Source organism: Streptomyces sp. NPDC054956, from assembly GCF_053609185.1.
This window is the reverse complement of the sequence record NZ_JBSGXB010000077.1, coordinates 1-26,605: the sequence shown is the minus strand read 5'-3', so window position 1 is coordinate 26,605 and position 26,605 is coordinate 1. Positions and strand designations below refer to the sequence as shown.

The following is a 26,605-nucleotide window of genomic DNA, read 5'->3' as shown; positions in this document are numbered from 1 at the left end:
GTTGACAGGTGGGGAGGGTCGGACGGAAACTTCGGACGCGCCCCACCGGGCGCGGGCGGAGCGTGCGCCGGGCCGGACAGCGGTGTCGGCGTGCCGCGCCGCCACCCGCCCGTCCAGGAGGGACCCCATGAGCATCCGTACCGTCCGCGACGTGTACGTCGTCGACGCCGTCCGCACCCCGATCGGGAAGTTCGGCGGTGCCCTCGCCGGGATCCGCCCGGACGACCTGGCCGCCCACGTGGTGCGCGCGCTCGTGGACCGTACGCCCGACCTCGATCCGGCCCGCATCGACGACGTGGTCTTCGGCGACGCCAACGGCGCGGGCGAGGACAACCGCGACGTGGCCCGCATGGCGGTGCTGCTCGCCGGGCTGCCCGTGACCGTTCCCGGGGTCACCGTCAACCGCCTCTGCGGATCGGGACTCGAAGCCGTGATCCAGGCGGCCCGTGCCATCGCCCTCGGTGACGCCTCCGTCGCCATCGCGGGCGGGGTGGAGTCGATGTCCCGCGCCCCCTGGGTGGTCCAGAAGCCGGAGCGCGCGTTCCCGGCGGGGCACCAGCAGATGTGGTCCACCACCCTCGGCTGGCGGATGACCAACCCCCGGATGCCCGCCGAGTGGACCGGTTCGCTCGGCGAGGGCGCCGAGCTCGTCGCCGACAAGCACGCCATCACCCGTGAGGCGCAGGACGCCTTCGCGCTGGAGAGCCACCACAAGGCGGCGGTGGCCTGGGCCGCCGGGCACTACGACACCGAGGTCGTCCCGTTCGAGGGCGTCGCCCTCCTGAGGGACGAGTGCATCCGGGAAGGTTCCACCCCCGAGGCGATGGCGCGGCTGAAGCCCGCCTTCCGGACCGACGGCACCGGCACGGTGACCGCAGGCAACGCTTCCCCGCTCAACGACGGCGCCGCCGCACTGCTGTTGACGGACGAGGAGGGCCTCGCCGCGACGGGTCGGGAGCCGCTGGCCCGGATCAGTGCGTCCGCCGTCACCGGGATCGAGCCGCAGCTGTTCGGCCTCGGTCCGGTGGAGGCCGTCGAGCGTGCGCTCGCCAAGGCTGGCCGCGGTTTCGCCGACTTGGCCGCCTTCGAGCTCAACGAGGCTTTCGCGGCCCAGGCGTTGGGCTGTCTCGCGGCCTGGCCGGAGCTGGACCCGGCGGTGGTCAACCCGCGCGGCGGGGCCATCGCCATCGGCCATCCGCTCGGTGCTTCCGGGGCCCGGCTGGCGGGTTCGGTGGCGCACCAGCTGGCAGCCGCGGGGTCCGGTACGGGTGTCGCGGCGCTCTGCATCGGCGTCGGTCAGGGCATCGCCCTCGTCCTCGAGCGCTGATCCACGAGGCTCCGTACCCCTCGTTCGACGCCTTGCCCGTTGCCCGCCGCCGCCGATCGTTTCCGGTCATCGTCGGCGGGCAACCGCATGGTGGGCAAAAAGAGTTGATGCCTCCGGCCGGGTGCGATGGCACGATGGCGCGTGCTGCCGCCCCCCGCCACGCCCACCCGCATCCGGAGGCCCCGCGCCATGCCGCTCCTCGATCCGACCCTCTGGCAGGACGGACCCACTCTCACCGGCGGCACCGCCCCGGTCACCGAACCCGCCACCGGCCAGACCCTCGCGACCATCGACCTCGCGACCCCCGCCGACGTCGCGGAAGCCGCCGTACGGGCCCACGCGGCCCAGCGCGACTGGGCCCGCGCCACCCACGTGGAGCGGGCCGCCGTGCTGCGCCGCGCCGGGGACCTGTTCGCCACCCACCCCGCCGAGCTGCGGGACTGGCTGGTGCGTGAGTCGGGATCGATCCCCGGCAAGGCCGACTTCGAGCTGCACATCGCCGCGCAGGAGTGCTACGAGGCCGCCGCGCTGGCCTCGCGCCCGGTCGGCGAGGTGCTGCCCAGCGAGGCGCCCCGGCTCTCCTTCACCCGTCGCGAACCGGCCGGCGTGGTCGGGGTGGTGGCCCCCTTCAACGCCCCGCTGATCCTCGCGATCCGCTCGGTCGCGCCGGCGCTCGCCCTCGGCAACGCGGTGCTCCTCAAGCCGGACCGGCGCACCGCGGTCTGCGGCGGTCTCGCGCTCGCCGCCGTCTTCGCGGCGGCCGGTCTGCCGGGCGGACTGCTGCACGTACTGCCCGGTGATGCGCAGACGGGGGCGGCGGTCGTCGCCGATCCCCTGGTCAGGGTGGTGTCCTTCACCGGGTCCACCGCGAGCGGGCGTCTCGTCGGGGAGCTGGCGGGCCGTCACCTCAAGCGCGCGCACCTGGAGTTGGGCGGGAACTCGGCGATCGTCGTGCTCCGGGACGCCGACGTGGAGGCGGCCGTGGCGCAGGCCTCCTGGGGGTCCTTCTTCCATCAGGGCCAGATCTGCATGACCGCGGGCCGGCACCTGGTCCACGCCTCGCTCTTCGACGAGTACGTGGAGCGGCTCGCCGCGCGCGCCGACGGGCTCGCGGTCGGAGATCCGTACCGCGAGCAGGTGCACCTCGGCCCGCTGATCGACCGGGCCCAACTGGAGCGCGTACGGGGCCTGGTGGAGGCCAGCACCGAGCGGGGCGCCAAGCTGGTCACCGGCGGCCCGGACCGGGAGCTCTTCTACCGGCCCACGGTGCTGGCGGGCGTCGGCGACGACACCCCCGCCTACACCGAGGAGGTCTTCGGCCCGGTGGCACCCGTACGGTCCTTCGCGACGGAGGACGAGGCGGTGGAGCTGGCCTCGGCGGGCCCGTACGGGCTGGCCCTCGGGATCGTGACCCGCGACGCGGGGCGCGGGCTGGACCTGGCGGGGCGGATACCGACCGGGATCGCGCACGTCAACGACCAGACGGTGAACGACGAGGCGGTGGCCCCCTTCGGCGGCGTCGGCGCGTCCGGGACCGGCGCCCGCTTCGGCGGGGCGGCCAACCTCGACGCCTTCACCGAGCTCCGCTGGACCACGGTCCGCACGGCGCCGGGCGGACACCCGTTCTGACCGGGCCGGGCGGCTCCGTCCCCGGCCGCTCCGTCACCGGGGCCGCCGGGGCACGGGGCCGCCGGGGCACGGAGGCGCCGGGGCGCGGGGCGGGAAGATCGCCGGGCGCGCCCAGGAATGCTTCGGGGCGGCCGTTCGTTCACGGGACTGAAAGCGATACACCAATCAGGAGGACTGGATAACCGTGGCTACTGTCGAACTCACCAAGGAGAACTTCGACCGGACGGTGAGCGAGAACCCCTTCGTCCTGATCGACTTCTGGGCGGGCTGGTGCCGTCCCTGCCTGCAGTTCGCCCCGGTCTACGAGAAGGCCGCCGAGGCCAATCCCGACCTGGTCTTCGCCAAGGTGGACACCGAGGCGCAGCAGGAGCTCGCCGGTGCCTTCCAGATCAGCTCGATCCCGACCCTGATGATCGTCCGCGACCAGGTGGCGATCTTCTCCCAGCCCGGCGCGCTGCCCGAGGCGGCCCTGACGGACCTCATCGCGCAGGCCCGCGCCCTGGACATGGACGAGGTGCGCGCGAAGATCGCCGCGGAGAAGAACGGCGCGACGGACGGCACGGCCGCGGCCGACGGGGACGGGGAGCCCGGCACGCCGGGAGCCTGAGTGCGTGACGGGCCCTCGCCGTGAGGTGAGACTGGCCCGCATGACTGAAGCGGTGGAGTACGACGTAGTGGTGCTCGGCGGGGGACCGGCCGGCGAGAACATCGTGGACCGGACCCGCGCCGCCGGGCTCAGCACGGCCCTGGTCGAGAGCGAGCTGGTGGGCGGCGAGTGCTCGTACTGGGCGTGCGTGCCCAGCAAGGCGCTGCTGCGCCCGGCGCTGGCCCGGGCCGACGCGCGCCGGGTGCCCGGTCTCGCGGGGGCCGTGGCCGGTCCGCTCGACGCGGAGGAGGTTTTCGCGCACCGCGACCACTGGACGGGCAACTGGAAGGACGACGGCCAGATCGACTGGCTGGAGTCGGTCGGCGCCCACGTGTACCGGGGGCACGGGCGGCTCTACGGGGTCCGGAAGGTCGCCGTCACCAGCCCGGAGGGGGAGCACCACGTGCTCTCCGCCCGGCACGCGGTGGTCGTCGCGACCGGCACCCGGGCCGTCGTCCCCGATGTGCCGGGCCTGGCGGACGCCCGGCCCTGGACCAGCCGCGAGGCCACGTCCGCGAAGGCGGCGCCGGCCCGGCTGCTGATCGTCGGGGGGTCGGTGGTGGCCGCCGAGATGGCCACGGCCTGGCAGGCGCTCGGCTCCCGCGTCACCCTGCTCGTACGGGGCAAGGGGCTGCTGCCGCGCATGGAGCCGTTCGCCGGGGAGCTGGTCGCCGAGGCGCTGCGGGAGGCCGGCGCGGTGGTCCGTACCGGGGTGGCCGTCGAGTCGGTCGTACGGGACGGTTCGACGGGGCCCGTCAGCGTGGTCCTCGAAGGCGGCGAGACGCTGGAGGGCGACGAGCTGCTGATGGCGACGGGCCGCGAGCCGCGCACCGAGGACATCGGGCTGGACACCGTCGGCCTCGAACCGGGCGGGTGGATCGCGGTCGACGACAGCCTCCGGGTCCCGGGGATCGACTGGCTGTACGCCGTCGGAGACGTCAACCACCGCGCCCTCCTCACCCACCAGGGCAAGTACCAGGCCCGGATCGCGGGCGCCGCCATCGCCGCGCGCGCCGGCGGCGCGCCGCTCGACACCGGCCCCTGGGGCGCGCACGCCGCGACCGCCGATGCGCAGGCCCTCCCGCAGGCGGTCTTCACCGACCCGGAGGCGGCGTCGGTGGGCCTGACCCTGGCCGAGGCCGAGGGGGCCGGCCACCGGGTCCGGGCCGTCGACTACGACCTCGGCAAGGTCTCGGGCGCGGGCCTGTACGCCGACGGCTACCGGGGCCGGGCCCGCATGGTGGTGGACCTGGACCGCGAGATCCTGCTCGGCGCCACCTTCGTCGGACCGGGCGCGGCCGAGCTGCTGCACGCGGCGACGATCGCCGTCGCGGGGCAGGTGCCGATCGCCCGGCTGTGGCACGCGGTCCCGGCGTTCCCGACGATCAGCGAGATCTGGCTGCGGCTGCTGGAGGCGTACAGGGGATAGCTACCGCCGCCGAGGACGAACGGCGGAGGCCCGCGGGCACGGTGCGGGGGACGAATGCGTGCGGTGGGCCACACTCGGCGCGGAACCCCCGAACCGGGCCGGTGCGCCGACTCCCGCCCGTGGTCGCACCCGGTCATTTGCGCACATGTTCCAGTCATCGGGGGGAGGTGAGGTGCGGGGGCGTGATCGGATGTCGGCTTCGGTGGTGTCCGGCGAGTGCGAGGCGCGACATGACGACAACGACCGAGGAACCCTTCCGAGCCCTTCTGGAAGCGGCACCGGACGCGATGGTGATCGTGGACGACGCGGGTGTGATCCGCCTGGTGAACGCGCAGACGGAGGCGCTCTTCGGCTACCCCCGGCAGGAGCTGCTCGGCCGGCCCATCGACGTCCTGGTACCCGAGCGTTTCCGCGGGCTCCACCCGAGCCACCGGCTCGGCTACGCGGCCAGCCGCCAAGTCCGGCCCATGGGGGCGGGCCTGGAGCTGTACGGGTTGCGCCGGGACGGGCGCGAGTTCCCCGTCGAGATCAGCCTCAGCCCCTTGCAGACCGCCGACGGCCTGCTCATCTCCGCGGCCGTACGCGACGTGAGCGAGCGCAAGGCGGCCGAGGAGCTGTTCCGGGCACTCCTGGAGGCCGCCCCCGACGCGATGGTCATCGTTGACGACCGCGGCACGATCCAACTCGTCAACGCCCAGACGGAAGCACTCTTCGGTCACACCCGGGCAGATCTCCTGGGCCGACCCGTCGAGATCCTCGTCCCCGAGAGGTTCCGCGGTCATCACTCCCACTTCCGCCAGGGCTACTTCGTCGACCGCCAGGTCAGACCCATGGGCGCCGGGCTGGAGCTGCACGGCCTGTGCCGGGACGGGCGCGAGTTCCCCGTCGAGATCAGCCTCAGCCCCCTGGAGACCCCGGACGGAACGCTCGTGTCGGCGGCCATCCGCGACGTGAGCGACCGCAAGGCCGCCGAGGACAAGCTCGCCGAACTCTACGAACAGCAGCGTCACGTTGCCCTCACCCTGCAGCGCAGCCTCATGGGGTCGCCGGCACCGGTCCCCGGGATGCCGACGGCGAGCCGGTACTTTCCGGCTCGCCAGGGCGCCGGCGTGGGCGGCGACTGGTTCGACCTGATCCCCCTGGGCGGTGGCCGCGTCGGTGTCATGATCGGCGACGTCATGGGCCGCGGGCTGGAGGCCGCCGCCGTCATGGGCCAACTCCGCTCGGCCTCACATGCGCTGGCCAAGACCGGGATGCCGCCCTGGCAGCTGATGCGCGCCCTCGACGCCGTGGTCAGTGAACTCCCGGATCAGTTCGTCACCTGCTGCTACCTGGTCGTCGACGCGGACGCCGCGGAACTGACCGTCTGCTCGGCCGGGCACCTCCCCTTGCTCCTCGCTGCCCCCGGCGGCCAGGTGAGTCGCCTGGCCGTCGACGTCAGCGTGCCGCTCGGCGTCGGCGAGGTACCGCACCACGAGAGCCGCCACGCCGTGGAACCCGGCTCGGTCCTCGCCCTCTACACCGACGGGCTGGTCGAAACCCCGGGCAGCGACATCGAGGAACAAGTCGACCGGCTGTCCTTGGCACTGGCCAAGACCTGCGCCAATGTCGAAGGCCTGGAAGTGATGGCCGACTGCCTGCTCGGCGAGATGCTCCCCGATGCCGACGACTACGCGGACGACGTCACCCTGCTCCTCGTTCACATCCCCGATTCACCGGTGACCTCGCAGAGCGTGGTGCTGCCCGCCCAGCCCAGCAGCGTCGGCGCGGGCCGCCGTTTCCTGCGCTCCACCCTCGGGGTGTGGGGGAGGGGCGACGACCAGCTGTGCGACACCGTGTGCCTGCTCGCGTCGGAACTTCTCTCCAACGCCGTGAACCACAGCTGCGGCCCGGTCAGGCTGCGAGTGAGACGGGCGGGGCGCGAACTCAGCGTCGAGGTGTGCGACGGAAGCCCCGTACTCCCGCAGGCAAGGTTCGCCTCGCACGACGCCGAGTCCGGACGGGGACTGCTCTTGGTCGACTCCCTCGCCGAGGCCTGGGGCACCCTGCCCACAGCCGAGGGAAAGGCCGTCTGGTTCTCCCTTCCCCTGCCTGCATCGGCGAGGGGAAAGGAGAAGCCTTCCACGCCGGAGGACCCGGAACGGCCCGAAAGCCCGTCGCCGAACACCTGGCCCGCTTGAGCGCGGATGCGCGTCACGCATCGGTGGCCCTCCCGCCGGTCCGCTCACCACGGCGACTCACCCGCCTCTCGGCAGCGGCGACATCGTCGTGCAGCCGTTCGGGCCGTCGACACCCCTTGGACGGAATCGAACGTATGTGTCGAAGGTGATGGCCACTCGTTCGGCCGATCATGGCCCTTTCGCACTGTCAGACTCCGGGGAGGCAATGCGCTGGTGGGGCTTGGGCGAGGCGGAGTGGGCGTGAAAGAGCATGGTGCGGCTGGTCATGCCGCTCCGGACGGGGCAGGGCCGGGCGTGACGGACCGCGGAGTCCCGCGTGCACGTGTGGTGACGGAGGATCCGCCGGGCGGGCCACTGTCCAGTGGCGGACCCGGTGGGCAGCGGCGGGAGGAGCGGGCGTTGCGTGCGGGACCGCGGCACGTGGCCTGCGTGATGGACGGCAACGGGCGCTGGGCGCAACGGCGTTCGCTTCCCCGTACGGCGGGGCACCGGGCGGCCGAGGCCGCCGTCATCGACGTCATCGAGGCGGCCCGGGCCGCCGGCGTGGAGTGGCTCAGCCTGTACGCGTTCTCCACCGAGAACTGGAACCGCCCCGGTACCGAGGTCGAGTTCCTGATGCGTCTGGTGCGGCGGGTCGTGCGCAAGCACGCGCCGCTGTTGCTCGCGCGGGGTATCCGCTGCCGCTTCCTCGGGGTCAGCGACCCGCGGATCCCCCGTGCACTGGCCCAGGACTTCGAGGACGTGGCGGTACTGACGGCCGAGAACCGGGGGATGACGCTGACCGTCGCCTTCGACCACGGGGGGCGCCGGGACATCGTCGAGGCCGCGAGGTCGCTGATCCTCAGCGGGACGCCCGCCGGCGAGGTGACCGAGCGGCTCTTCGCGGACCACCTGCCCTTCCCCGACACCCCCGATGTGGATCTGGTCGTCCGTACCTCCGGTGAGCAGCGCATCTCCAACTTCATGCTCTGGCAGGTCGCCTACGCCGAGTGGGTCTTCCCCGAGGTGCTGTGGCCGGACTTCCGGGCACCCGACTTCCTGGCCTGCCTGCACACCTACCGGGGCCGGGACCGCCGCTTCGGCGGCGTGCCCGCCCGGACGAACGGAGACCCCTCATGACCACCGAAACCACGGGAAGGGCCGACGGGGCACCCCTGTTCGGGCCGGATTCGCAGTTCGGCGCCTTCTTCGACGATCCGCGCTGGGCGTTAGCCATCATCCGCGCCACCGTCCTGGAGGCAGCCCACCCGCAGATCGGCGCCGCCCTCGCCGACAACTCCACCTTCGTCACCCACCCCTGGCGCCGACTGCGCAACACCTTCCTCAGCATGCGGCGCATGTTCGCCGCCGACCCGGCGGAACGCGAACGGGAGGCCGCCCGGCTCAACCGGCTGCACGCCCGCATGAGCGGATCCGACTCCCGCGGCCGCGCCTACGACGCGATGGACCGCGCGACCCGCGCCTGGGTGGTCGCCACCCTCTTCGAGAGCGCCGTCACCATGTGCCGGCTGAGCGGCCAGCCGCTCGAACAGGAGACGATGGAGCGGATGTACGCCGAGTACCGCGCGTTCCTCGCGGCGCTCGACGGCGACGCCGCGGAACTCCCCGAGGAACTGAACGACTTCTGGCGGTACTTCGACCGCGTCGTCGAGAACGAGCTGGAGAACACCGAGGCGGCCCGCGTCATCCTCTACCGGCTCTTCGACCACCTTCCCGCTCCCGCGCTGCTCGACGGCGCACCGACGCTGTGGGCGGCCGGCCGTGCCGTGGTCGGTCCGCTCCTGGGCGCGATCACCGTCGCCTCGCTCCCCGAGCCCTACCGGCGCCGGGCCGGCCTGCCCGAGATGCCGGGCGCCGCGACCCTCATGCAGGGCGCCTACCTCGCTGCCGGGCTGACCCGATTCCTGCCCGAGGGCTGGATCAACGCCGAGAGCATCATCGAAGCCCTCTCGCTCTCGCCCGACAGCGACGACCCCCGCGCCCGCACCGTAACCGCCCTGCGCGCCCGCATGAAGCGGGCATCGGCCCTGCTCCGCCTCCTCACGCCACTCAGCGGTGACGCCGACTTCGAACCGGCGCACCCGAGGGGAACGGACGAGAACCGACGCGCGGCGGAGGAGTTCTTCCGCCGGGTGCTGGACCAGACGGGCGACGGCCACCTCGACTGGCCCGACCTCGCCGCCATGGCCCGCGAACTCTCCACCCGCCTCGACCTGGACGAGCCGGAGGAGACCCGGCTCTACGATGCCTTCGCAGCCTGGTGGCGCGAGCTCCAGGCCGCTCTCGACACGGACGGCGACGGCCGCGTCAGCGCCGAGGAGTACGCCACCGCCGTCCCCTCCCTCGCCGGACCCGCGCTCATCCGCGTTGCCGAGGTCCTCTTCGACGCCACCGACAAGGACGGCAACGGGAGCATCGACGCGAACGAGTACCGAACCCTCTTCCGTACCGGCTTCCACCGCGACCTCATCACCGCCGACGGCGCCTACGGCAAAAGCGCCTTCGTCGGCGACTTCCTCTCCTTCATGGCCGGCCGCCGCGCGGGTACGCCGTACGACCCCCTCCTCGCCGACGCCTGACGAGCGCGGTTGCACACCGCCCGTCAGCCGGTGATCGAGAAGAAGATCGAGCCGTCCTCTGCCCACCACCAGGCGCCCTCGCCCTTGTTCCACTCCGAGGCCCAGCCGTCGAGGGCCTCGATGAGCTCCCCGAGGTCGTACCGGAGATCGGCGTCGACGCGGTCCAGCACCGCGCGGTAGGCCTCCACCGCGGGGCCGGCCTTCGCGAGGGGCCAGCAGCCGATCTCCGGTGAGCCATCCAGGGGATGGGGTATGTGGAACCCGATCTCCGAGGGCGGGCCGCTGAAGACGTACTGGTAGGGCAGCAGGTCGGCCGGGACACCCGCCGAGCTGAGGGCGTCGTCCAGGGCGGAGAAGTAGGTGACGGGGCTCCGGTAGCTCGCCAGGGTCGAGCTGTCGCTCGCGTTGTGGTCGATGATGATCTGGAGGGCCGCGTAGTAGGCGCAACCGGCGTAATCGGCCGAGGAATCGGCCCGGCCGGAGACCAGCTCCTCCAGGGCGTCCGGGACCGACAGCCCCCAGTCCACGTCCTGGTGGTCGAGGCTGTCCTGACGCGCCTTCGCCCTGACGCGCATGTTGTCCAGGCGCCGTGATTCGTCGGCGGTCAGGTCCAGTGCGGGCACGAAGCGCACGACCGCGCCGCGGTTCGCCATGCTGTAGTTCACTACCTTGCTCATGGGTTCATGCTGCCAAAGGGCACTGACAGCCCGGTGCCCGGGACCGGCATGATCCGAAAGGCACGGCCTGGTCGGGCGGTTCGGCGGCGTAGAGAATCCCGTGGACGGCGAGGGCCCGCGCCCCGAGGGGCTCGGAGGGTCGTGCGAACCGGACCGGGGGCGTGGGGCCGGTCGGAGAACCCGTCAGAGCGACATCGTGCCGAGCTCGCGTGCGAGGCGTACGAACGACCGGACCATCGGGTTGTCGTTGTCCGAACGCCAGACCAGGCCCCAGCGCAGCACCGGGGCGTCGTGGAGGTGGAGATAGGTGATGTCCGGGCGGACGTGGAAGCGGGTGACCTGGGCACCCAGGGAATGGATGGCGTCGCCCGAGGAGATGATCGCGAACAACTGGTCCAAGTCCGTGGCCATGAAGCTTCGTTCGATCTTGCGGCCGCTGGGCGTGTAGAACGGCATGAACGCGTCGTCCCAGTATTCGGGCAGGGGCGACTCGGCGCCGATCACCCCGTGGTCGGCGAACACCTCCGCTGACACTGACCGCCGGGCTGCGATCCTGTGGTCGGACGCCACCGCCGCGACCCGGGTCTCCTGGAACAGCACCGGGCCCACGGAGAGATCCGGTTCCTCGATGGGAAGCCAGGCGACCAGCAGGTCTATCTCGCCCCTGCGCAACGGCCCGAAGGGGTCGATGAACCCGTTGTAGCGGAGCCGTATCCCCCACTTCGGATTCAGAGCGCGGAACGCGTCCCAGAAGGGCCGCAGTTCGTGCGTGTTGGACACCAGCAGGCCGATCCGCAGGATGTCCGTCTTCCCCTGGGCAGCGAGCCGCGCCCGGTCCACGCTCGCTTTGAGCCCCTGGAAGACGGGGAGCAGGTCGTCGCGAAGCTGCCGGCCCACCGGCGTGAGGCGCACCTGGCGGCTGGTCCGCTCGAAGAGCTCCGCCCCGATGGACCGTTCCTGCTTCTTGATGGCCTGACTGACCCGCGCCGTCGACAAGTGCAGCCGCTCGGCCGTCCGTCCGAAGTGCAGCTCCTCCGACAGCGTCAGGAAGATCTCGATGTCGCGCAGTTCCACGCGCCCCACGCCCCCGCATGTTCATTAACCCTCGCTTAACCAACGTTGCATGATTGACCGTTGATGATCAACTTGTCCACGCCGGATGCTCAGTGCATGAACGTCGTCACTACGAAGGTGTCGTTGACCGTGGAGGACGTGGGCGCTTCCAGCCGGTTCTTCACCACCCATCTGGGCTTTCGTGAGGTCGAGTCGGCCGAGGGGTACGCCTGCCTCCGCCGGGACGACACCTCCGCCGAGGTCGCCCTGCACGAACGCGACCTCGAGCTGCCGCCACAGGCCTGGCGGGGCCAGGGACTGGCCGATCTCGCCGTGACCCTGACCGTGACGGATGTCGGGGCCGAGTACGAGCGGCTGCGCGCGGAAGGCGCCCCCGTCGCCGGCCCGATCCGCCGAGAGCCGTGGGGTGAGCGGCTGTTCCAGCTCACCGACCCCAACGGTGTCGTGGTCCGGCTCACCGAATGGGTGCCGCCGGCCGGCGCCCCCGAACGTGGTTAGCCGAAGGGTCGGTTCCGGCCGGGAGCGTTCACCTTCAATTCATTGCAACGACCGGGCGTCCGTTGTTGCGTTAACTCGGAAGGCCGTTGCAACGATATCTTGGCTTTCACCTGCGCAGATGGTGATTTCTGGCAGCGAAGATGTTGAAGAAGTGCTGAACGCAACGTAGCTTTTCCCTCATCGGAAACAACGACCCGAAGGAAAGAACAATGCAGAAGTTCGACACCCCCGCCCCGATCGCCGCCACCCTCGACATCCCCGCGGGACGCATCCGGTTCATCGCCTCCGACGGCGCCGACACCACCGTCGAGGTCCTGCCCGCGGACGCCTCGAAGGGCCGCGACGTGCAGGCGGCGAAGGAGACCACGGTCGAGTACGGCGACGGCGTCCTGCGGATCGCGGCCCCGGAGGCGAAGAACCAGATCCTCGGCAACTCCGGTTCCGTCGAGGTGACCGTCGCGCTCCCTGCGGGCTCCCGCGTGGAGGCGAAGGCGGCCGCCGCCGAGTTCCAGGGCGTCGGACGGCTCGGCGACGTCGCCTTCGAGGCGGCCCAGGGCACGGTCACGCTCGACGAGACCGCGAGCGCCCGCCTCACCCTCCAGGCCGGCGACGTCTCGGTCGGCCGTCTGGGCGGCCCGGCCAGGGTCAGCACCCAGAAGGGCGCCATCCGCATCACGGAGGCCGTGACCGGCACGGTCACCCTGAGTACCGAGCACGGCGAGATCTCCGTCGGCGCCTCCCGCGGTGTCTCCGCCACCCTCGACGCCGGCACCGGCTACGGCCGGATCCACAACTCGCTCAACAACACCGAAGGTGCCGCCGCCGGCCTGAACATCCACGCGACCACCTCCTACGGCGACATCACCGCCCGCAGCCTCTGACCCGCGCAGTTCCCTCGCGGAACGGCCGGCGCCCTCGCTCCAGCCCTCCCGGGCCGCATCGCCCCTGCCGTGACGGCGTCACCGTGGCGCCGCCATGCCCCAATCGACACCGAAGAAGGACAAGAACCATGAGCACCACTCAGGACTACCAGGCCGCGGAGCAGCTCCTGCGCCGGCCCGCCCGCCCCGGCGAGCTCGTGGTCGGCGACAAGGTCCGCCCGCAGTGGATCGATGGAGGCGCCCGCTTCTGGTATGCCGTGAGCAACGGTGTCGGCAAGCGCTTCGAGCTGGTCGACCCGGCGGCCGGAACCCGTGAGCCCGCCTTCGACCACGCCCGGCTCGCCGCCGCGCTCGCTTCCGCCTCCGGGCAGCAGGTCGACCCCGAGTCCCTGCCCGCCTCGGTGATAGCACTGGCTGGTAACGCCGTCGAGTTCGACGCGTTCGGCGAGTGGTGGCGCTGCCGCCTGGACGACTACGTCTGCGAGCGCGCCGAGTTCACGCCGCCGGGCAGCCCCCTCGACGTGCCCTCGCCCGACGGGAAGTTCGCGGTGTCCCGGCGGGGCCACGACCTGTGGGCACGCTCGCTGTCCGACGGGCGCGAGTGGGCGCTGACCACCGACGGCGCGCCCAGTCACCAGTACGGCACCGTCCCGGAGAGCACGGCGAACAGCACCCTGCTGCGCAAGATCGGCCTCCCGTACCTGCCGCCCGCGGTGGCCTGGTCGCCCGACTCGACGAAGGTACTGGCGCACCGCACCGACGAGCGCGCGGTCCGGGAGACCCACCTGCTCGAGGCCAGGCCCGCGGACGGCGGTGCCCCGGTGCTGCACACCCAGCGGTTCGCCTACCCCGGGGACGAGCACGTACCGCTGGCCGAACTGGTCGTACTCGACGTCGCCGAGGGCGCGATGGTCCGCGCCCAGGCCGAGCCGCTGCTCACGCCGACACTGTCGCCGATCACGATCAAGTGGGCCTGGTGGGCGCCGGACAGCTCGGCGGTCTACTACCTCGGCCGGCCCCGCGACCTGCGCACGCTCACCCTGTACCGGCTGGACCCGGCCACCGGCGAGGTCACCACCGTGCTCACCGAGACCGGGGACACCCGTGTCGAACCCAACCAGTGGGCGTACGAGCCGCCGATCGTGCGGGTGCTCGCCGACGAGGTCCTCTGGTACTCGCAGCGGGACGGCTGGGGCCACCTGTACCGGTACGACCTCGCCACCGGCGAGCTGCTCGGTCAGGTCACCTCCGGCCAGTGGGCGGTGCGGCAGATCCTGCGCGTCGACGAAGCCGAGCGGGTCGTGTACTTCACCGCCTCCGGGCTGGTCGACGAAGACCCGTACCGGCGCACGGTCTGCCGGGTCGGCCTCGACGGCTCCGGCTTCGGCAAGGTCACCGACGACGACCAGGACCACATCGCCACCCTCCCGGGCCACCCCAGCTACTTCATCGACTCGGCGTCCACGGTCGACACCGCGCCGGTGACGACGGTCCGTGACTGGACCGGCCGGGTGCTGGTCGAGCTGGAGCGCGCCGACACGAGCAAGCTCACCGCCATCGGCTGGACGGCGCCGGAGCGGTTCCGCGTCAAGGCGGCCGACGGGGTGACGGACATCTACGGAGTGCTGTACAGGCCGCGGGAGTTCGACCCCGCCCGCTCCTACCCGGTGGTCGACAACGTCTACCCCGGCCCGCAGCTCAACCGGGTCTCCCCGTCCTTCGACCCCGGTGGGCTGGGCCTCGACGCCGAACCCCTCGCGGCGCTGGGCTTCGTAGTGGTGGCGCTGGACGGACGCGGCACCCCGGGCCGCAGCAAGGCCTTCCACGACGCCTCGTACGGCCACCTGGCCGACGCGGGCAACATGGCCGACCACGTCGCGGCCCTGCGCCAACTGGCCGAGACCCGCCCGTGGATGGACCTGGACCGGGCGGGCGTGTTCGGGCACTCGGGAGGCGGCTTCGCCGCGGCCCGCGCGATGCTGGACTTCCCCGAGACGTACAAGGTCGGGGCCGCGCTCTCCGGCTCGCACGACGCCCGCCACTTCAACGCCGGCTTCGTGGAGACCTACGACGGCGCGGACAACCCCGAGGCCTGGGCCCGCACTTCCAGCATCGACCTCGCCGACCGCCTGGCGGGCAAGCTGCTCCTGATCCACGGCGACATGGACGACCAGGTCCACCCGGACCACACGCTGCGCCTGGCCGACCGCCTCATCGCCGCCGGCAAGGACTTCGAGCTGCTCATCGTGCCCGGTGCCGAGCACACGTTCATCGACCACCTGGCCTATGTCCGTACACGCTGCTGGGACTTCCTGGTCCGCGAGCTGCTGGGCACCCAGCCTCCCGCCTACCGCCCCGCTCCCATCGCCATCGGCCCCGAGCTGCTCGCCGAGCTGTTCGCCTGAGCCTGAGCCTGAGCCTGCGCAGGCGACGTCGACCCCGTTCGTGTGGCTGAGGCCACATGGGCGGGGTCGATCGCCTGCCGCCTGCTCACCTCGTGCCGGGCCCACCAGCACGCTGCCGGTGCACCGCGCAGAACACCCCGGTTCCCGAAGCGGAGATCGACGCCACGGCAGCACCGACCCGACGAGGGGCTCGGCCGGTCCCGTGGCGGTCCGACCTCCAAGATCCACCTTGCTCGCATCGATACGCCTCTGGCTCAGGCCGTGATCAGCCCGCGTCCGGACCGTCGGACCGCTGCGCCAGCTCGGCAGTGATCTGACTCAGCAGCGAGGTTGGCGATGGCATGACGGCGTACCAGGTGTTCGTACTCTCGTCGGCGGCCGGGGCCCAGGCCGCCACCACGGGGAGTTCACAGTGGTCGCCGGCCTCCAGCGGGGGCAACGTCCAGGACATGCCGTGGAAGTGGCCGTAGTCAACGCCCCACGTACTGAACGAATGATCATGCACCTCGTCGATCAGCGCCGCCCACCGCCGGGGCACCTCGCCCGCGTCGGCCGCCCAGCAGATCGCCTCCTCGTCGTTACCCCCGACGGTGAGCCGGGTCGTCTCGTCCTCCACCGTGACCGCAGCCAGTCCCTGCCCCCCGTCGTACCCTCCGTCGGCACCCTCCGGAAGCCGCACCGGCAGCCCAGCAGAGAACTGCACCCGCCCGAGCGGCGCAAGCGCGTCGATCCTCCAGACCGCCGCGCGGCAGTCGGTCAGCGGCCCCCAGTTCTCAGGGTCGAGCTCGGGATCGTACGGGGTCAGCAGCAGCTCGACGCGGGCCCCGGGGGTCACCCAGCGGGCGAGCGTACGGTCGCCCGGCAGATGGAACAGCTCATCGGGCCGCAGCGAAAGACCGGTGTTCCCGATGGTCGTGATGAAGGTCAGCGGGCCGAATGGCGTGTCGATGGCCGGCTGATCGGCGGAACGCAGGCGGGTGCGCGGGACGGTGGGGAGTAGCACCGCCCCACCGTACTGCGGCGTGACGTGTCAGGATCCGCCGGACAGAACCTGGTCGTACCGGCACTCACGCAGACCGGATCGGGTGAAGGCCGCGACTGCTGAGCGTTCACTTGCAGAAGATTGCAATGACCTCGGGCTCGTTGCATTTATCCGCAACCACATTGCAACGATACCCCTCAAGTGACCTGCATTGATGCGAGGTTCAAGCAGTCCACCGGTTGCTGAACCGCTGAACGCAACATAGTTTCTCTTCTGTCGCGAACGACAGGGATTCCAGCGGTAGGGGTCCGACGCGAGCCGCCGGGCTGCCGTCACCGCCGCGGTCCATCCCGTCTGAACCCAATGGATCAGGAAGCGAGACATCCGCATGCGTATTGCGATTGGTGAATTCATCAGCTTGGACGGCGTCGTTCAGGCCCCGGGGCACCCGGACGAGGACACCGACGGCGGTTTCGCCCACGGTGGCTGGACCCACCCGTTCTTCGACCCGGAGGTGATGGGCGGCGCGCTGGCCGAGTGGCAGGCCGGCACCGAGGCCCTGCTGTTCGGGCGTCGCACCTGGCAGACCATGGCCGCGGCGTGGCCGGACCGGGCCGGCGACCCGTTCGCCGACCACATGAACAGCGTCACCAAGTACGTCGTGTCCAGCACCCTCGGCGAGGACGAGCTGACGTGGAACAACACCACGCGGATCCCCGGCGACCAGGCGCTGGACCAGATCAAGAAGCTGCGCGAGACCGAAGGTGGCGACCTGGTGGTCATGGGCAGTGCGTCCCTCACCCGGACCCTGCTGGCCGAGGGGCTGGTCGACGAGCTCCGGCTCATGATCCTGCCGGTGCTCGTCGGCGGCGGTAAGACGATCTACCCGGCCGACGGTCACCTCCGCACGTTCGAACTGGTCTCCACGGTCGTCAGCGGCACCGGAGTGCACGTGTGCACCTACCGGCCGAAGGCCGGGGTGCAGTAGGTACGTTCAGTAGCCGATGGTGAAACGGCGTTGGACGAAGCGCGGCAGCTCCGCCTCGTCGACGAGGGCGACGGCGGCGTCCTCCATGGAGATGCGGCTGCGCCCGTCCGCGTCGAGGACCGGCTGGTCGCCGCCGATCCGGAAGCGGCCCGTACGTTCGCCGGGTGCGATGTCCTCGGCGGGACTGAAGTAGGTCCACAGCCGGTTGGAGGTGCGCAGGACGTTCAGGGCGTCGCGGTGGCCGCGCACCGCCGCGGCGTACTCCCTGGGCAGGCCGATCGCGTCGAGGGTCTCGTGGAGGAGTGCGTCGGAGTCGGCCCGCACGACTCCGGGCGCGATCTCCAGGCTTCCGGCGCCGCCGATGACGATGAGCCGGATCCTCGGACGGCTTTCCAGCGCCTTCAGGAGTGCCCGCGCGGCCGTGGCGTACACGGTGGGGTCGGCGATCGAGCGGGCCACGGTGTCGGTGATGTCCCTGGCGGCGTTGCCGGGCTGGAATCCGCTGATCAGTACGTCGAGGCCGGGAAGGGCGTCGGCGATGGCGTCGGCGTCGAGGACGTCGACGCTCCTCCAGGTGACGTTCTCCCGCTTCTCGTCGATCCGCGCGGCATCGCGGCTGAATGCCGTGACGTGGTGTCCCCGCTCGAGGGCTTCGGTGACGACGCGACTGCCGATGCCGCCCGTGGCTCCGATGACTCCGATGTGCATGGCTCTCCCTGAGTAGTCACGTGTGCCGCACCGATCTTCACGGCATGCAGAAACTATACGGCGTGAAGTTTAGATATGGGGCTCAATATTGTGACGCTGTAGAGTGGGCGGCCATGGGAACCGCGGGAGACACCAAGGGGCGCCGTGAGCGGCTGAGGGCCGAGACGACCGCCGAGATCAAGAAGGTCGCACTGGGGCTGATGGCCTCAGGGGGCCCGGACGCGATCACGCTGCGGGCCATCGCGCGCGAGATGGGCATGACGGCCAATGCCATCTACGGCTACTTCGCCACGCGCGACGACCTGGTCACCACCCTGATCGGCAACGTCTACACCTCACTGGCCGACACCGTGGACGCCGCATGGGACGCCGCCCCTGCCCAGGACCCCGCCGACCGGATCCGCGCATGGGCCCGCGCCTTCAGGAACTGGGCGCTGGCCAACCCCGAGGGTTTCCGCCTCGTCTACGGCGACCCCGTCCCCGGCTACCTGCCCCCCGAGGGCGGCGCCGCGCCCGAAGCCGCCCACCGTGTCTGCACCGGCATCGCCGCACTCGCCGCTGCGGCTTGGCCGCACGCCGAACTCCACTACTCCGACAGTGACTTCGAGTGGTCCGACTTCGACCCCGGTCTGCTGGACAAAGTCCGCCCGGCCTTCCCGGACCTGCCCCCGGCCGGCGTGGCCCTTGCCCTGCGCATCTGGAGCCACCTGCACGGCCTGGTGTCACTGGAGATCTACGGCCATCTGCGGAGTCAGACCCTCAGCCCGGACAAGCTCTTCCGCGAAGAACTCGCGCAGCTCATCCGGTCCTTGGGAATCACCTCACGGAACTGACGGCCCTGACGACCAGCCGGCCGCAGCACGTCGACCGGCTCCGGGCACGGCTTCGTCGTCCCCGTGTCCACGGGGGAGGGTTCCGGCCATGACCGCACCGCCGTGCTTGCCGGAACGGGCGCACCGCGGTCCGTGCCCGGGGGTGCGGCGGCCCTCTTCCCCTTGCGGTGCGGAGCGTGCTTTGATCGTCGAACTGACCCTCCGGAGCGGATGTCTGTGCCGCTCAGGGGGGTGTCAGGTCGCTCGACGACAGCAGATGCGGAGCGGTCGCGACGTTCCGGTGGGAGGGGGCCCCGATGCTCACCGCTCGGTCGCACAGGCGCCTGTGGCGGAAGGTTCGCGCCCTTTCCGAGGAGCTCGAACTCCCGGACCCCTTCGACGCCGAGACCTTCCTGGCCCTCCTGGCCGAACGCCGCGGCCGCCCGATCGAGGTCCTGTCGGTCGCGGTGGACGCGGCGATCCCGTGCGGTCTGCTGATGACGACCGACCACGCCGACTACATCCTGTGCACCCCGGGGGCCAGCGCACTGCACCGGCAGCACATCCTCGTGCACGAGGCGGCCCATCTGCTCTGCGGGCACGACCGGTTGCCCACCCCCGAGACCCCGGGCGTACGCGCGCTGCTGCCCGGGCTCTCCCCGGACCTGGTGCGCCGGGTCCTGGGCCGCACCGTGTACGCCGAGCCCGCCGAGCAGGAGGCGGAACTGCTCGCCTCCCTCATCCTGCACCGCGTGCTGAGGGAAGGCCCCGGGCCGGGAGGGGACCACGGACGGGCCGGAACCCTCGTCGGGGTCCCCTCCCGCCGCCCCGAGCGGCCGCGTGTCTGACCTGCTCGCGTACCTCCCGGCCGTCGCCGCGCTCTGGCTGGGCTGCTACGAACTGCGTCTGCTGCGCGACGGAAGCGACTCGCCCTTCGCGGTGCGCCATCTGTGCCGGTTCGGATTCTGCATGGCCGCGGCGATGGCCCTGCTGGCGGCCCCGACCACGTGTCTGGAGCGGCTGTCGCCGTGGCTCCCGCAGCTGACCCACCTCCTGGGCCGCGAGATGGAGATGGCCGCCCTCGCCTTCCTCCCGCTGACCGTCATCGAGATCGGCCTGCCCCGGCCCCGGCTGCCGGCCGGACGGCTGCACATCGGCGTCACCGTCCCGGCCCTCGTGCTGTGCGCGGTGCTGTTCCTCTCCTCCGGCGTACGCACCCGGCAGGGCTCGCTTCTCGTGGAGGGGACCGGAGCGGTGCTCCTCGCCTCCAGTGATGCGGTCTTCACCGGCTACAGCCTGTGGTGTTTGGCCGTGTTCCTGGTCCCGGTGCACTGGTTCGCCCGGGGGCTGGGTCCGGGCGCGCTGCGCACGGGCCTGCGGCTGATCACGGCGAGCGTCACGGTGGGCCTCGTCTGGGCCCTGTGGGGCGTGTCGTCGATCGTCACCATGGCCGTGGACAACCGGCAGGGTGTCGGACTGGACCCGGTGGGCCGGATGCTCGGTCTGTGCTGTCTGGTGCTGGGCGTCCTGGGCGGCACCGCCGGGGGCTGGGTCCCCGTAACCACCGCGGTCGGGCGGTGGCTACGGGCCTACCGGACCTACCGTGCCCTGGAGCCGCTGTGGTCGGCCCTGCGGGCCGTCGCCCCCGGCACGGCACTGGACCTGGGTTGGCCGTCGGTGCGTCTGTTCTCCCTGCACCGGGCCGAGTTCGCGCTCTATCGCAGGGTGATCGAAATCCGGGACGGCTACCTGGAACTCCGTTCCTTCGTTCCCCCCGACGCCCGCGCCCTGTCGGACGCCGCGCTGGCCCGGTTCCCCGTACCGCCGTCGGGCCGCGCGGCGCTGGCCGAGGCCGCGGTCATCGCCGCCGCACTGGAGTCCGCCAGGACCGGCCCCGGCGCCGCCGGGGACCAGGACGTCGCGCTCGTGTACCCGGTCGGCTGTTCGATCGAGGAGGAGGCGGCGTGGCTGGCCCAGGTGGCCGAGGCGTTCACCATGGCCGGGCTGGTGGAGCACATGCGCCACCGGGTGGGCCGCCCGTCCTAGGACGGGATGAGCGTCGGTCCGGACAGGGCCGTGGCGGACGGCGGAAAGGCCGTACGGAGGAACAGGGGCGGTTGCGGTGACGGGCGCAGGCCGGAGTGGTGCATCCAGCTCGCTATCTCCACCCGGGAGGAACAGCCCAGCTTCTTCATCGTGTCCCGGATGTGGTTGACCACCGTCCACTCCGAGATCGCCAGCCGGTGGGCGATCTGCCGGTTGCTCAGACCGGCCGCCACCAGGCGCGAGACCTCGGTCTGGCGAGGCGTCAGCGGATCGATGCGGGTTCGGGTGTCCGGGGGTAAGTGACCCGCGGGCGTGGCGGCGGGAGGGGCGGGGGCGGGGACGAGGGAGGCCAGCAGGTCCGGGAGCGACGTCTGGGAGCCCTCGACCAGGGCGCGGGAGAAGGCGGCCTCGCCCAGCAGCTCCCGCACCGGCTCCTCCAGCCGGGCCATGGCGAAGTCGGGGGTGCCCGCCTCCTCCGGGAACGCGCCGCGCCAGGTGTGGAAGGCGCCCAGGCCGCGGGCGGTGCCGACGGCGCGTTCGACGACGTCGGGCAGGGCGGGACTGCCCAGCGTGGTGGCGATGGCGCCCAGGACGGCCGGCGGCCCCAGGACGCGCAGGGCCGACAGGGCACGCTCGCAGTAGTGCGCCGTGGCCTGCGCACGTCCCTCCGCGGCCGCGAAGACGGCCAGGTGGAGCAGGGCGGCACCGGCGGCGAGCGTGTCGCGGCCCTGCTGGGCCGCGGCCAGCACCTCCAGTGCGGTGGCCCCGGCAGCCTCCGTGTCGCCGAGACGGAATCCCGCGAGCGCCGCCTCCAGCGACACGTAGCGGGCTTCGTGGCGGTCGCCGTCGGACCGGTGTCGTTCGGCGGCCTCGTAGAGTAAGGAGGCGCCGCGGTGGGGGTCGGTGGCCAGGACGCACAGGGCCCGCAGTCGCGTCACCCGCGCGGACAGCCCCACGGCTCGGGCGGCATCCGCCGTGATCCGGTCCAGCAGGTCCGTGGCGGCCTCGGGCTGGCCCGCCAGGATGCCCGCCTCGCCGAGCAGCAGGTCGACGCGGATCCGGTCGCGGTGGCCGGTCGCGGTCCACGAGGAGTCGGGGCCGGGGCGCCCTTCGGCCCAGGTGCTCCAGCCGCCCGTTGCCCGCCAGTGGACGCGGATGCCGTCGACGAGGTCGAGCGCCTCGCCGGTCCGCCCGTGGCGGAGCAGTGTCTCCAGTGCCGTACGGAGGTTGCGTTCCTCGCTCCAGAAGGCGATCAGGCCCGAGCGCTGGTGCCCCGAGACGATCCGGTCGGAGGCGGCGCGGGCCAGGGCCGCGTAGTAGCGGGCGTGCGCCAGGCGGGCCGCGGAGTCCTCGGCCGGCGGGAGCCGGAGCGCGGCTCCGTCCGGAGGCAGCCGCAGCCGGAACCGGGCCGTGCCGTCCAGGCGGCCGGAGGGCAGGGTGGAGGCGGTGAGCAGATGGCCGCGCAGCAGGGTCTCCAGCGCCGAGGAGAACTCCTCCGGGGCGACGGCCGCGATGTGGCGCAGCGCCTCGGGGCCGAAGCCGCCGCTGAACACCTGGCAGTGGGCGAGCAGTCGGCTCGGCGTTCCGTCGGAGGCCCGGGGAGGGGTGCCGTGCGGATCGCCGCCGGGCGCCGCGGAGGGGGCGTCGTCCTCGATGTGGACGGGGTACGGGACGGTCCGGTCGCCGAGCGAGGCCCACGCCACCTCGGGGCTCTCCAGCGCGGCGACCCGCGCGGTGCGGCAGAGCGCTCCGGGGTTGCCGCCCACCTCGACGCAGGTCCGGGCGATGACCTGCTGGTTGTGCAGTTGGAGGGAGAACGCGGGATTGATGGTGCGCAGGCAGGCGAGGTACACCTGCACCGAGGGCACGCGCGCCAGTGCGTCGAGATCCAGCGCCGAGCAGTCGAGCGGCACGGGCAGCGGGTCCACCGGGAAGGGGACGAGGCCGTGGGCCGCGGGGGGCTGACGGGCCGTGCCGAGGACCACCACGGACGCGAGCGCGCAGGCCCGCAGCAGCTGGTGGTGGTCCGAGCGGTCGAGGTCGTCGACGAGCAGGAGCGGCCGGGCCCCTCCCGCGTCACGGCCGGCGGTGAGGTCGGCGAGCAGGTCGAGCACGCTGTCCGTACCGTCCGCGGAGGGCTCGGCCAGGGTCTCCACGCGCACGGTGGTGGCGCCGGTCGACGCGTGGTAGGCGGCCGCCGCCTCGGCCGCGAGCCGCGTCTTGCCCGCACCCGGGACACCGGTCAGCAGCACTCCGGGCGTCGACGGATCCGTCAGCAGCGCGGACAGTGCGGCGATCTCGGCGTCCCGTCCGACCATGTCCGCGGGGAACGCGGTGGGTGGGCGTGCGGCGGACGGGCGGGGGTTCTTCACAGACGAGGGCGCGGGGATCGTCAAGTACGGCTCCGGGAGGTGGACCCAGGCGGACGGGGACAGCCAGGCGTTTCATCTGAGATGAACAACCATTTCACAGTTTTCACATCCGTTTACCACTTCAGCATGGCTGCCGACTCCGGGGGTGTCAACTACAGTGAAAATCAACGGAGTTGCATTTGCCTGTGCGGGTAGGCGCCCTGGAGGGCGGCGGTAGAAGGGAGCGGGCGGTGGCCGATGCGGAACCCACGCCGTCGTCACTGAGTCGGAAGATCGACGGACTCTTCCGGCTCGCCCGCAGGCCCGACGGCCTGCCGTTCAGCAACGAGGAGGTCGCCACCGCGTGCCGGGAGGCCACGGGGGTGTCCTTCTCGACCACGTACCTGTGGCAACTGCGCACCGGGCGCCGGAACAACCCGACCAAGCGCCATCTGGAGGCCCTGGCGGACCACTTCGAGGTCCCGGTCGCCTACTTCTTCGACGACGAGCACGGTGCGAAGATCGCCGCGGAGATCGAACTCCTCGGCGCCCTGCGGGACGCCGGGGTGCGCAGTGTGGCGCTGCGCGCGGTGGGGCTCTCCTCCGAGGCGCTCGGCACCGTCAGCGACCTCATCGACGTGATCGCCGTCCGGGAGGCGGCCGGCCGGCGTGCCCGGGGCGCGGGGGAGGAACCGCCCGCGGCGGAACCCCGCGAGGACCGGGCCTGAGGCCCGACCGCACGGTGCGGGACGGCCCGTCCGGGCGGCGGACGGGTGCCGGGACGGCCCCGGTCACTGCGGCCGTCGGCGGGACGGCCCCGGTCACTGCGGCCGGTCGGCGGGGCGGCGCAGGAAGAAGCCCGCCATGGAGCCCCGGACCCGGTCACCGGCGTGCGGCTCCACCTTCTTGATCATGTGCGGTACGCCCGACCGCAGGACGACCAGCCGGTTGGGGTGCGGGGCGACGTAGTGGCCCACCCGCGAGGTGAGGTGGGCGTTCTGGTCGGCGGACCGCGCCCCGGGTGTTCCGCTGGACACGAGCAGTTCGGCGCCCCAGGAGGCCTGCCACTCGGGGTGCACGTAGAGCACGAACGAGGCGGCCCGGTCGCCGGAATCGTCGTGCCAGGCCAGCCCGGAGCCCTGCGGGTAGAGGAAGGAGCGACAGGTGAAGGCGTGCCAGTCCGTTCCGAACCGTCCGGTCCACGGCTCGATGCGGGCCGCCTCCTCGGCCAGTTGCTTCACCACGGCGTCGGCGGCCGCGCCGGACGGGTGCGCGGCGTGGTCGGCGAAGCGTCCCGCGAAGTGCCCTTCCGGGTCGTTCAGCGTGGCGGGCCCGCTGAGGGGATTGCCGTCCAGCAGCCCGTAGACCTTGTTCCACGCCCCGTCCCGGCGTCCGTGTACGAAGTGGTACTCCTCGGTGCGCAGTTGCTCCCACAGCGCGGCTGCGGCCTCTGGGGCGAGGAAGTCGTCGAAGACGGCGAAGTCATCCGTGCTCCAGGTCAGTTCCATGGGTGTCCTCCGTGGACGGGGAAGGCGTACGGCGGGGGAGGGGCGGAGTGCGAAGGCGGGGCAGGCCAGGTCAGGCGACGGCGGGCTGGAGGCTCCCGGTGCCCACCGGGACGGGTGGCCGTGCGGCCGCCTCCTGGAGCAGTCGCCGCGTCATGTCCGCAGCCCGCGCGTCTCCCGAACCCAGCACCAGCCGCAGCATCTCGGCCGCCGCCTGCGAACGCCCGTGCGCGAGGTGCACGGTGGCCACGTTGAGGGGGCGCAGCCAGTCCGGCTGCCGGGCCTCCTTCACCGGCCCCTCGTCGATGAACGTCACTCCGGGACAGTCGGACAGCCGCTCGGCGAGGTGGGCCGCCAGCTCCCGGGGCGGCATCGGCTCGCAGTACACCAGCGGTGTCAGCAGGTCGGCCGCGGAGACGGTGCGGGGGCCGGCGGAACCGTCGGGGGAGAGAGGCCCGTCCGCCCGGTACAGGTGCCGGGGGTCGAGGGGGGTACGGGCCAGCGGGGTGTGCGGGTAGACCCGCAGCCCGCAGGAGTAGCCCACCGACACGCCCCGGTCGGCCAGTCGGCGGATGTGGCGGATCGCGTTCTCCAGGGTGGCGGCCGTCTCGCCCGGCTGGCCGAACAGCACCCCGATCTGAACGTCCATCCACTCCGGCCGGCGCCGCAGCAGCAGACCGAAGGTGTCCTCGACGTCGGACATCCGGTAGTTCTTGTGGTGCCCGCGCAGCATCCGGTCGTCGAAGGCGTCCACCGAGAAGCTCGGACGCACGCAGCGGGACCGGATCAAGGCGTCCATCAGCCGCTCGGAGAACGGCTTGACGTTGAAGTACCCGTGCCAGCTGATCGCTTCGCCGTGACGGCTTGCGGCCAGTGCCTCGCACACCTCGATCAGCGCCCCTTCGTAGGGGAGGTTGACCTCGGGGGCGGCCAGGTGGAAATGGGTCAGCCCGTACCGCTCGACGTGGTGTTCCGCCTCGGCGGCGACGGCGTGGGCGGCGCGCGCGTCCACCCTGCCGACGTTCAGCGGATCGACGCAGTACGAGCAGCGCAGCGGGCAGCCCGCGTGGCTGCGCAACGCGGTGGGGATGCCCCGGGCCTTCGCGAACAGTACGTACTCCGGTGCGATCCGCGGCAGCGCGGTGGTGGGCCGGGACACCACGTCGGGCCGCGTCCGCAGGCCGGGCCCCAGGGCTCCGCCGGCGGTGCGCACCAGACCGCCGGGGAGCGTGGACAGGGTCTCGGCGACCACCCGCCGCACGCCCCGTGCGCCGCCGTCGGCGACCACGCGCGCCAGCAGGGTGGTGAACGCGGCCTCACCGGGGCCGGCGAGGCCGAAGTCCAGTCCGAGCCGGTCCATCACCTCCACCGGGCAGGAGGTGAACGCGGCGCCGCCCGCCACCACCGGCAGTCCGGGGTCCCAGGCGCGCAGCGTCGCGGTCAGTTCGGCGATGGGCTCCAGGTAGTCCACCACGTCGATCCACCGCCCGTCCGCGCCGGGCTCCGTGTCGCAGGCGACCACGGCGTTGTCGATGTTGCGGATCGACAGTGCGACGAGGTCGGGCCGGGTCCGGTCGAGCACCTCGGTCAACAGGCCGGTGTGGTCCAGCGATTCGAGGAACGGGTTGCACACGGACACCTCGACCGGCAGTCCGCTTTCGGTGACCGCGGCCCGCAGGATCTCCAGTCCGTACGGGCCGACCGGCAGGACCTGGTGGGGGTTGGCGTAGAGCAGGAGGACGCGCACGGGCGGCTGCTTTCTCGGAATTCCCTCGCGGGCGACGGGTCGTGCGGTGGGGCGTTGCGGCTCAGGGCGTGTCTTTCTGATAACGCCGGGCCCGATCCCAAAGACAATCCCAAAGCCACCCCCGCGCCCCCCCCCCCCGAC

General features: G+C 72.1%; 22 protein-coding genes and 1 pseudogene. 16 read left to right on the top strand and 7 right to left on the bottom strand.

Features of this window, described 5'->3' with window-relative positions; all coding sequences use genetic code 11:
- The first annotated feature begins 127 nt into the window (after positions 1 to 127).
- The 7 genes from ACWGDE_RS15365 (at position 128) to ACWGDE_RS15335 (ending at position 9,790) form a co-directional block, all read left to right on the top strand.
- Positions 128 to 1,327, top strand: a complete 1,200-nt coding sequence (locus ACWGDE_RS15365; protein WP_453389478.1) for a thiolase family protein — start codon at positions 128 to 130, stop codon at positions 1,325 to 1,327.
- Positions 1,328 to 1,516: 189 nt separating this feature from the next.
- Entirely contained in the window at positions 1,517 to 2,956 is a 1,440-nt protein-coding gene (locus tag ACWGDE_RS15360; protein WP_453389477.1) for an aldehyde dehydrogenase family protein, read from the top strand.
- Positions 2,957 to 3,140: 184 nt separating this feature from the next.
- Positions 3,141 to 3,563, top strand: coding sequence for a thioredoxin family protein (locus tag ACWGDE_RS15355; RefSeq protein ID WP_453389476.1), 423 nt, complete (start codon positions 3,141 to 3,143; stop codon positions 3,561 to 3,563).
- 40 nt (positions 3,564 to 3,603) lie between these two features.
- Entirely contained in the window at positions 3,604 to 5,031 is a 1,428-nt protein-coding gene (locus ACWGDE_RS15350) for a dihydrolipoyl dehydrogenase family protein (protein ID WP_453389475.1), read from the top strand.
- A 230-nt stretch (positions 5,032 to 5,261) separates the two neighbouring features.
- Entirely contained in the window at positions 5,262 to 7,211 is a 1,950-nt protein-coding gene (locus tag ACWGDE_RS15345) for a PAS domain S-box protein (protein ID WP_453389474.1), read from the top strand.
- A 399-nt stretch (positions 7,212 to 7,610) separates the two neighbouring features.
- The gene (gene uppS / locus ACWGDE_RS15340) at positions 7,611 to 8,330 is read left to right on the top strand and encodes a polyprenyl diphosphate synthase (protein WP_453389473.1); all 720 of its coding nucleotides are present in this window, start codon (positions 7,611 to 7,613) and stop codon (positions 8,328 to 8,330) included.
- Positions 8,327 to 9,790, top strand: a complete 1,464-nt coding sequence (locus ACWGDE_RS15335) for an oxygenase MpaB family protein (protein WP_453389472.1) — start codon at positions 8,327 to 8,329, stop codon at positions 9,788 to 9,790. Before uppS ends, ACWGDE_RS15335 begins: the two co-directional genes overlap by 4 nt.
- Positions 9,791 to 9,813: 23 nt before the next feature.
- Here ACWGDE_RS15335 and ACWGDE_RS15330 read toward each other — a convergent pair whose 3' ends face one another.
- Complete coding sequence (locus ACWGDE_RS15330; protein WP_453389471.1) at positions 9,814 to 10,467, bottom strand: DUF7691 family protein; 654 nt, start codon at positions 10,465 to 10,467, stop codon at positions 9,814 to 9,816.
- A 183-nt stretch (positions 10,468 to 10,650) separates the two neighbouring features.
- Positions 10,651 to 11,550: a LysR family transcriptional regulator gene (locus ACWGDE_RS15325; protein ID WP_453389470.1), complete on the bottom strand. Its 900-nt coding sequence runs from the start codon at positions 11,548 to 11,550 to the stop codon at positions 10,651 to 10,653.
- Positions 11,551 to 11,637: 87 nt separating this feature from the next.
- Here ACWGDE_RS15325 and ACWGDE_RS15320 point away from each other — a divergent pair, with 87 nt between their 5' ends.
- The 4 genes and pseudogenes from ACWGDE_RS15320 to ACWGDE_RS15305 form a co-directional block, all read left to right on the top strand.
- Entirely contained in the window at positions 11,638 to 12,039 is a 402-nt protein-coding gene (locus tag ACWGDE_RS15320; RefSeq protein ID WP_453389469.1) for a VOC family protein, read from the top strand.
- A 209-nt stretch (positions 12,040 to 12,248) separates the two neighbouring features.
- Positions 12,249 to 12,920, top strand: a complete 672-nt coding sequence (locus tag ACWGDE_RS15315; protein ID WP_453389468.1) for a DUF4097 family beta strand repeat-containing protein — start codon at positions 12,249 to 12,251, stop codon at positions 12,918 to 12,920.
- A gap of 128 nt (positions 12,921 to 13,048) precedes the next feature.
- On the top strand, positions 13,049 to 15,325 hold the full coding sequence (locus tag ACWGDE_RS15310) for a DPP IV N-terminal domain-containing protein (RefSeq protein ID WP_453389467.1): 2,277 nt from the start codon (positions 13,049 to 13,051) through the stop codon (positions 15,323 to 15,325).
- Between the two features lie 87 nt (positions 15,326 to 15,412).
- A pseudogene (locus ACWGDE_RS15305) lies at positions 15,413 to 15,556 on the top strand (IS5/IS1182 family transposase); the annotation flags it as partial.
- Positions 15,557 to 15,590: 34 nt separating this feature from the next.
- Here the strand turns inward: ACWGDE_RS15305 and ACWGDE_RS15300 are convergent.
- Entirely contained in the window at positions 15,591 to 16,328 is a 738-nt protein-coding gene (locus ACWGDE_RS15300; protein ID WP_453389466.1) for a hypothetical protein, read from the bottom strand.
- 367 nt (positions 16,329 to 16,695) lie between these two features.
- Here ACWGDE_RS15300 and ACWGDE_RS15295 point away from each other — a divergent pair, with 367 nt between their 5' ends.
- Positions 16,696 to 17,295, top strand: a complete 600-nt coding sequence (locus tag ACWGDE_RS15295) for a dihydrofolate reductase family protein (RefSeq protein WP_453389465.1) — start codon at positions 16,696 to 16,698, stop codon at positions 17,293 to 17,295.
- A gap of 6 nt (positions 17,296 to 17,301) precedes the next feature.
- On the opposite strand, the gene ACWGDE_RS15290 is transcribed toward ACWGDE_RS15295, so the two are convergent.
- Complete coding sequence (locus ACWGDE_RS15290; protein WP_453389464.1) at positions 17,302 to 18,003, bottom strand: NAD(P)-dependent oxidoreductase; 702 nt, start codon at positions 18,001 to 18,003, stop codon at positions 17,302 to 17,304.
- A gap of 113 nt (positions 18,004 to 18,116) precedes the next feature.
- Between ACWGDE_RS15290 and ACWGDE_RS15285 the strand changes: the two genes are divergently transcribed.
- The 3 genes from ACWGDE_RS15285 (at position 18,117) to ACWGDE_RS15275 (ending at position 20,861) form a co-directional block, all read left to right on the top strand.
- A complete protein-coding gene (locus ACWGDE_RS15285) occupies positions 18,117 to 18,836 on the top strand; it encodes a TetR/AcrR family transcriptional regulator (RefSeq protein WP_453389463.1) in 720 nt (239 codons plus the stop codon).
- A gap of 296 nt (positions 18,837 to 19,132) precedes the next feature.
- A complete protein-coding gene (locus ACWGDE_RS15280) occupies positions 19,133 to 19,663 on the top strand; it encodes a ParH-like protein (RefSeq protein ID WP_453389462.1) in 531 nt (176 codons plus the stop codon).
- Positions 19,656 to 20,861: an MAB_1171c family putative transporter gene (locus ACWGDE_RS15275; RefSeq protein ID WP_453389461.1), complete on the top strand. Its 1,206-nt coding sequence runs from the start codon at positions 19,656 to 19,658 to the stop codon at positions 20,859 to 20,861. Before ACWGDE_RS15280 ends, ACWGDE_RS15275 begins: the two co-directional genes overlap by 8 nt.
- Here the strand turns inward: ACWGDE_RS15275 and ACWGDE_RS15270 are convergent.
- On the bottom strand, positions 20,858 to 23,179 hold the full coding sequence (locus ACWGDE_RS15270) for a LuxR C-terminal-related transcriptional regulator (RefSeq protein WP_453389460.1): 2,322 nt from the start codon (positions 23,177 to 23,179) through the stop codon (positions 20,858 to 20,860). The genes ACWGDE_RS15275 and ACWGDE_RS15270 overlap by 4 nt on opposite strands.
- A gap of 284 nt (positions 23,180 to 23,463) precedes the next feature.
- On the opposite strand from ACWGDE_RS15270, the gene ACWGDE_RS15265 reads away from it, so the two are divergent.
- Complete coding sequence (locus ACWGDE_RS15265) at positions 23,464 to 23,940, top strand: helix-turn-helix domain-containing protein (RefSeq protein ID WP_453389459.1); 477 nt, start codon at positions 23,464 to 23,466, stop codon at positions 23,938 to 23,940.
- 93 nt (positions 23,941 to 24,033) lie between these two features.
- On the opposite strand, the gene ACWGDE_RS15260 is transcribed toward ACWGDE_RS15265, so the two are convergent.
- On the bottom strand, positions 24,034 to 24,720 hold the full coding sequence (locus tag ACWGDE_RS15260; RefSeq protein WP_453389458.1) for a 2OG-Fe(II) oxygenase: 687 nt from the start codon (positions 24,718 to 24,720) through the stop codon (positions 24,034 to 24,036).
- A 70-nt stretch (positions 24,721 to 24,790) separates the two neighbouring features.
- Positions 24,791 to 26,464 (bottom strand): B12-binding domain-containing radical SAM protein, encoded by a 1,674-nt coding sequence (locus tag ACWGDE_RS15255; protein WP_453389457.1) that lies wholly within the window; start codon positions 26,462 to 26,464, stop codon positions 24,791 to 24,793.
- Positions 26,465 to 26,605 lie beyond the last annotated feature (141 nt).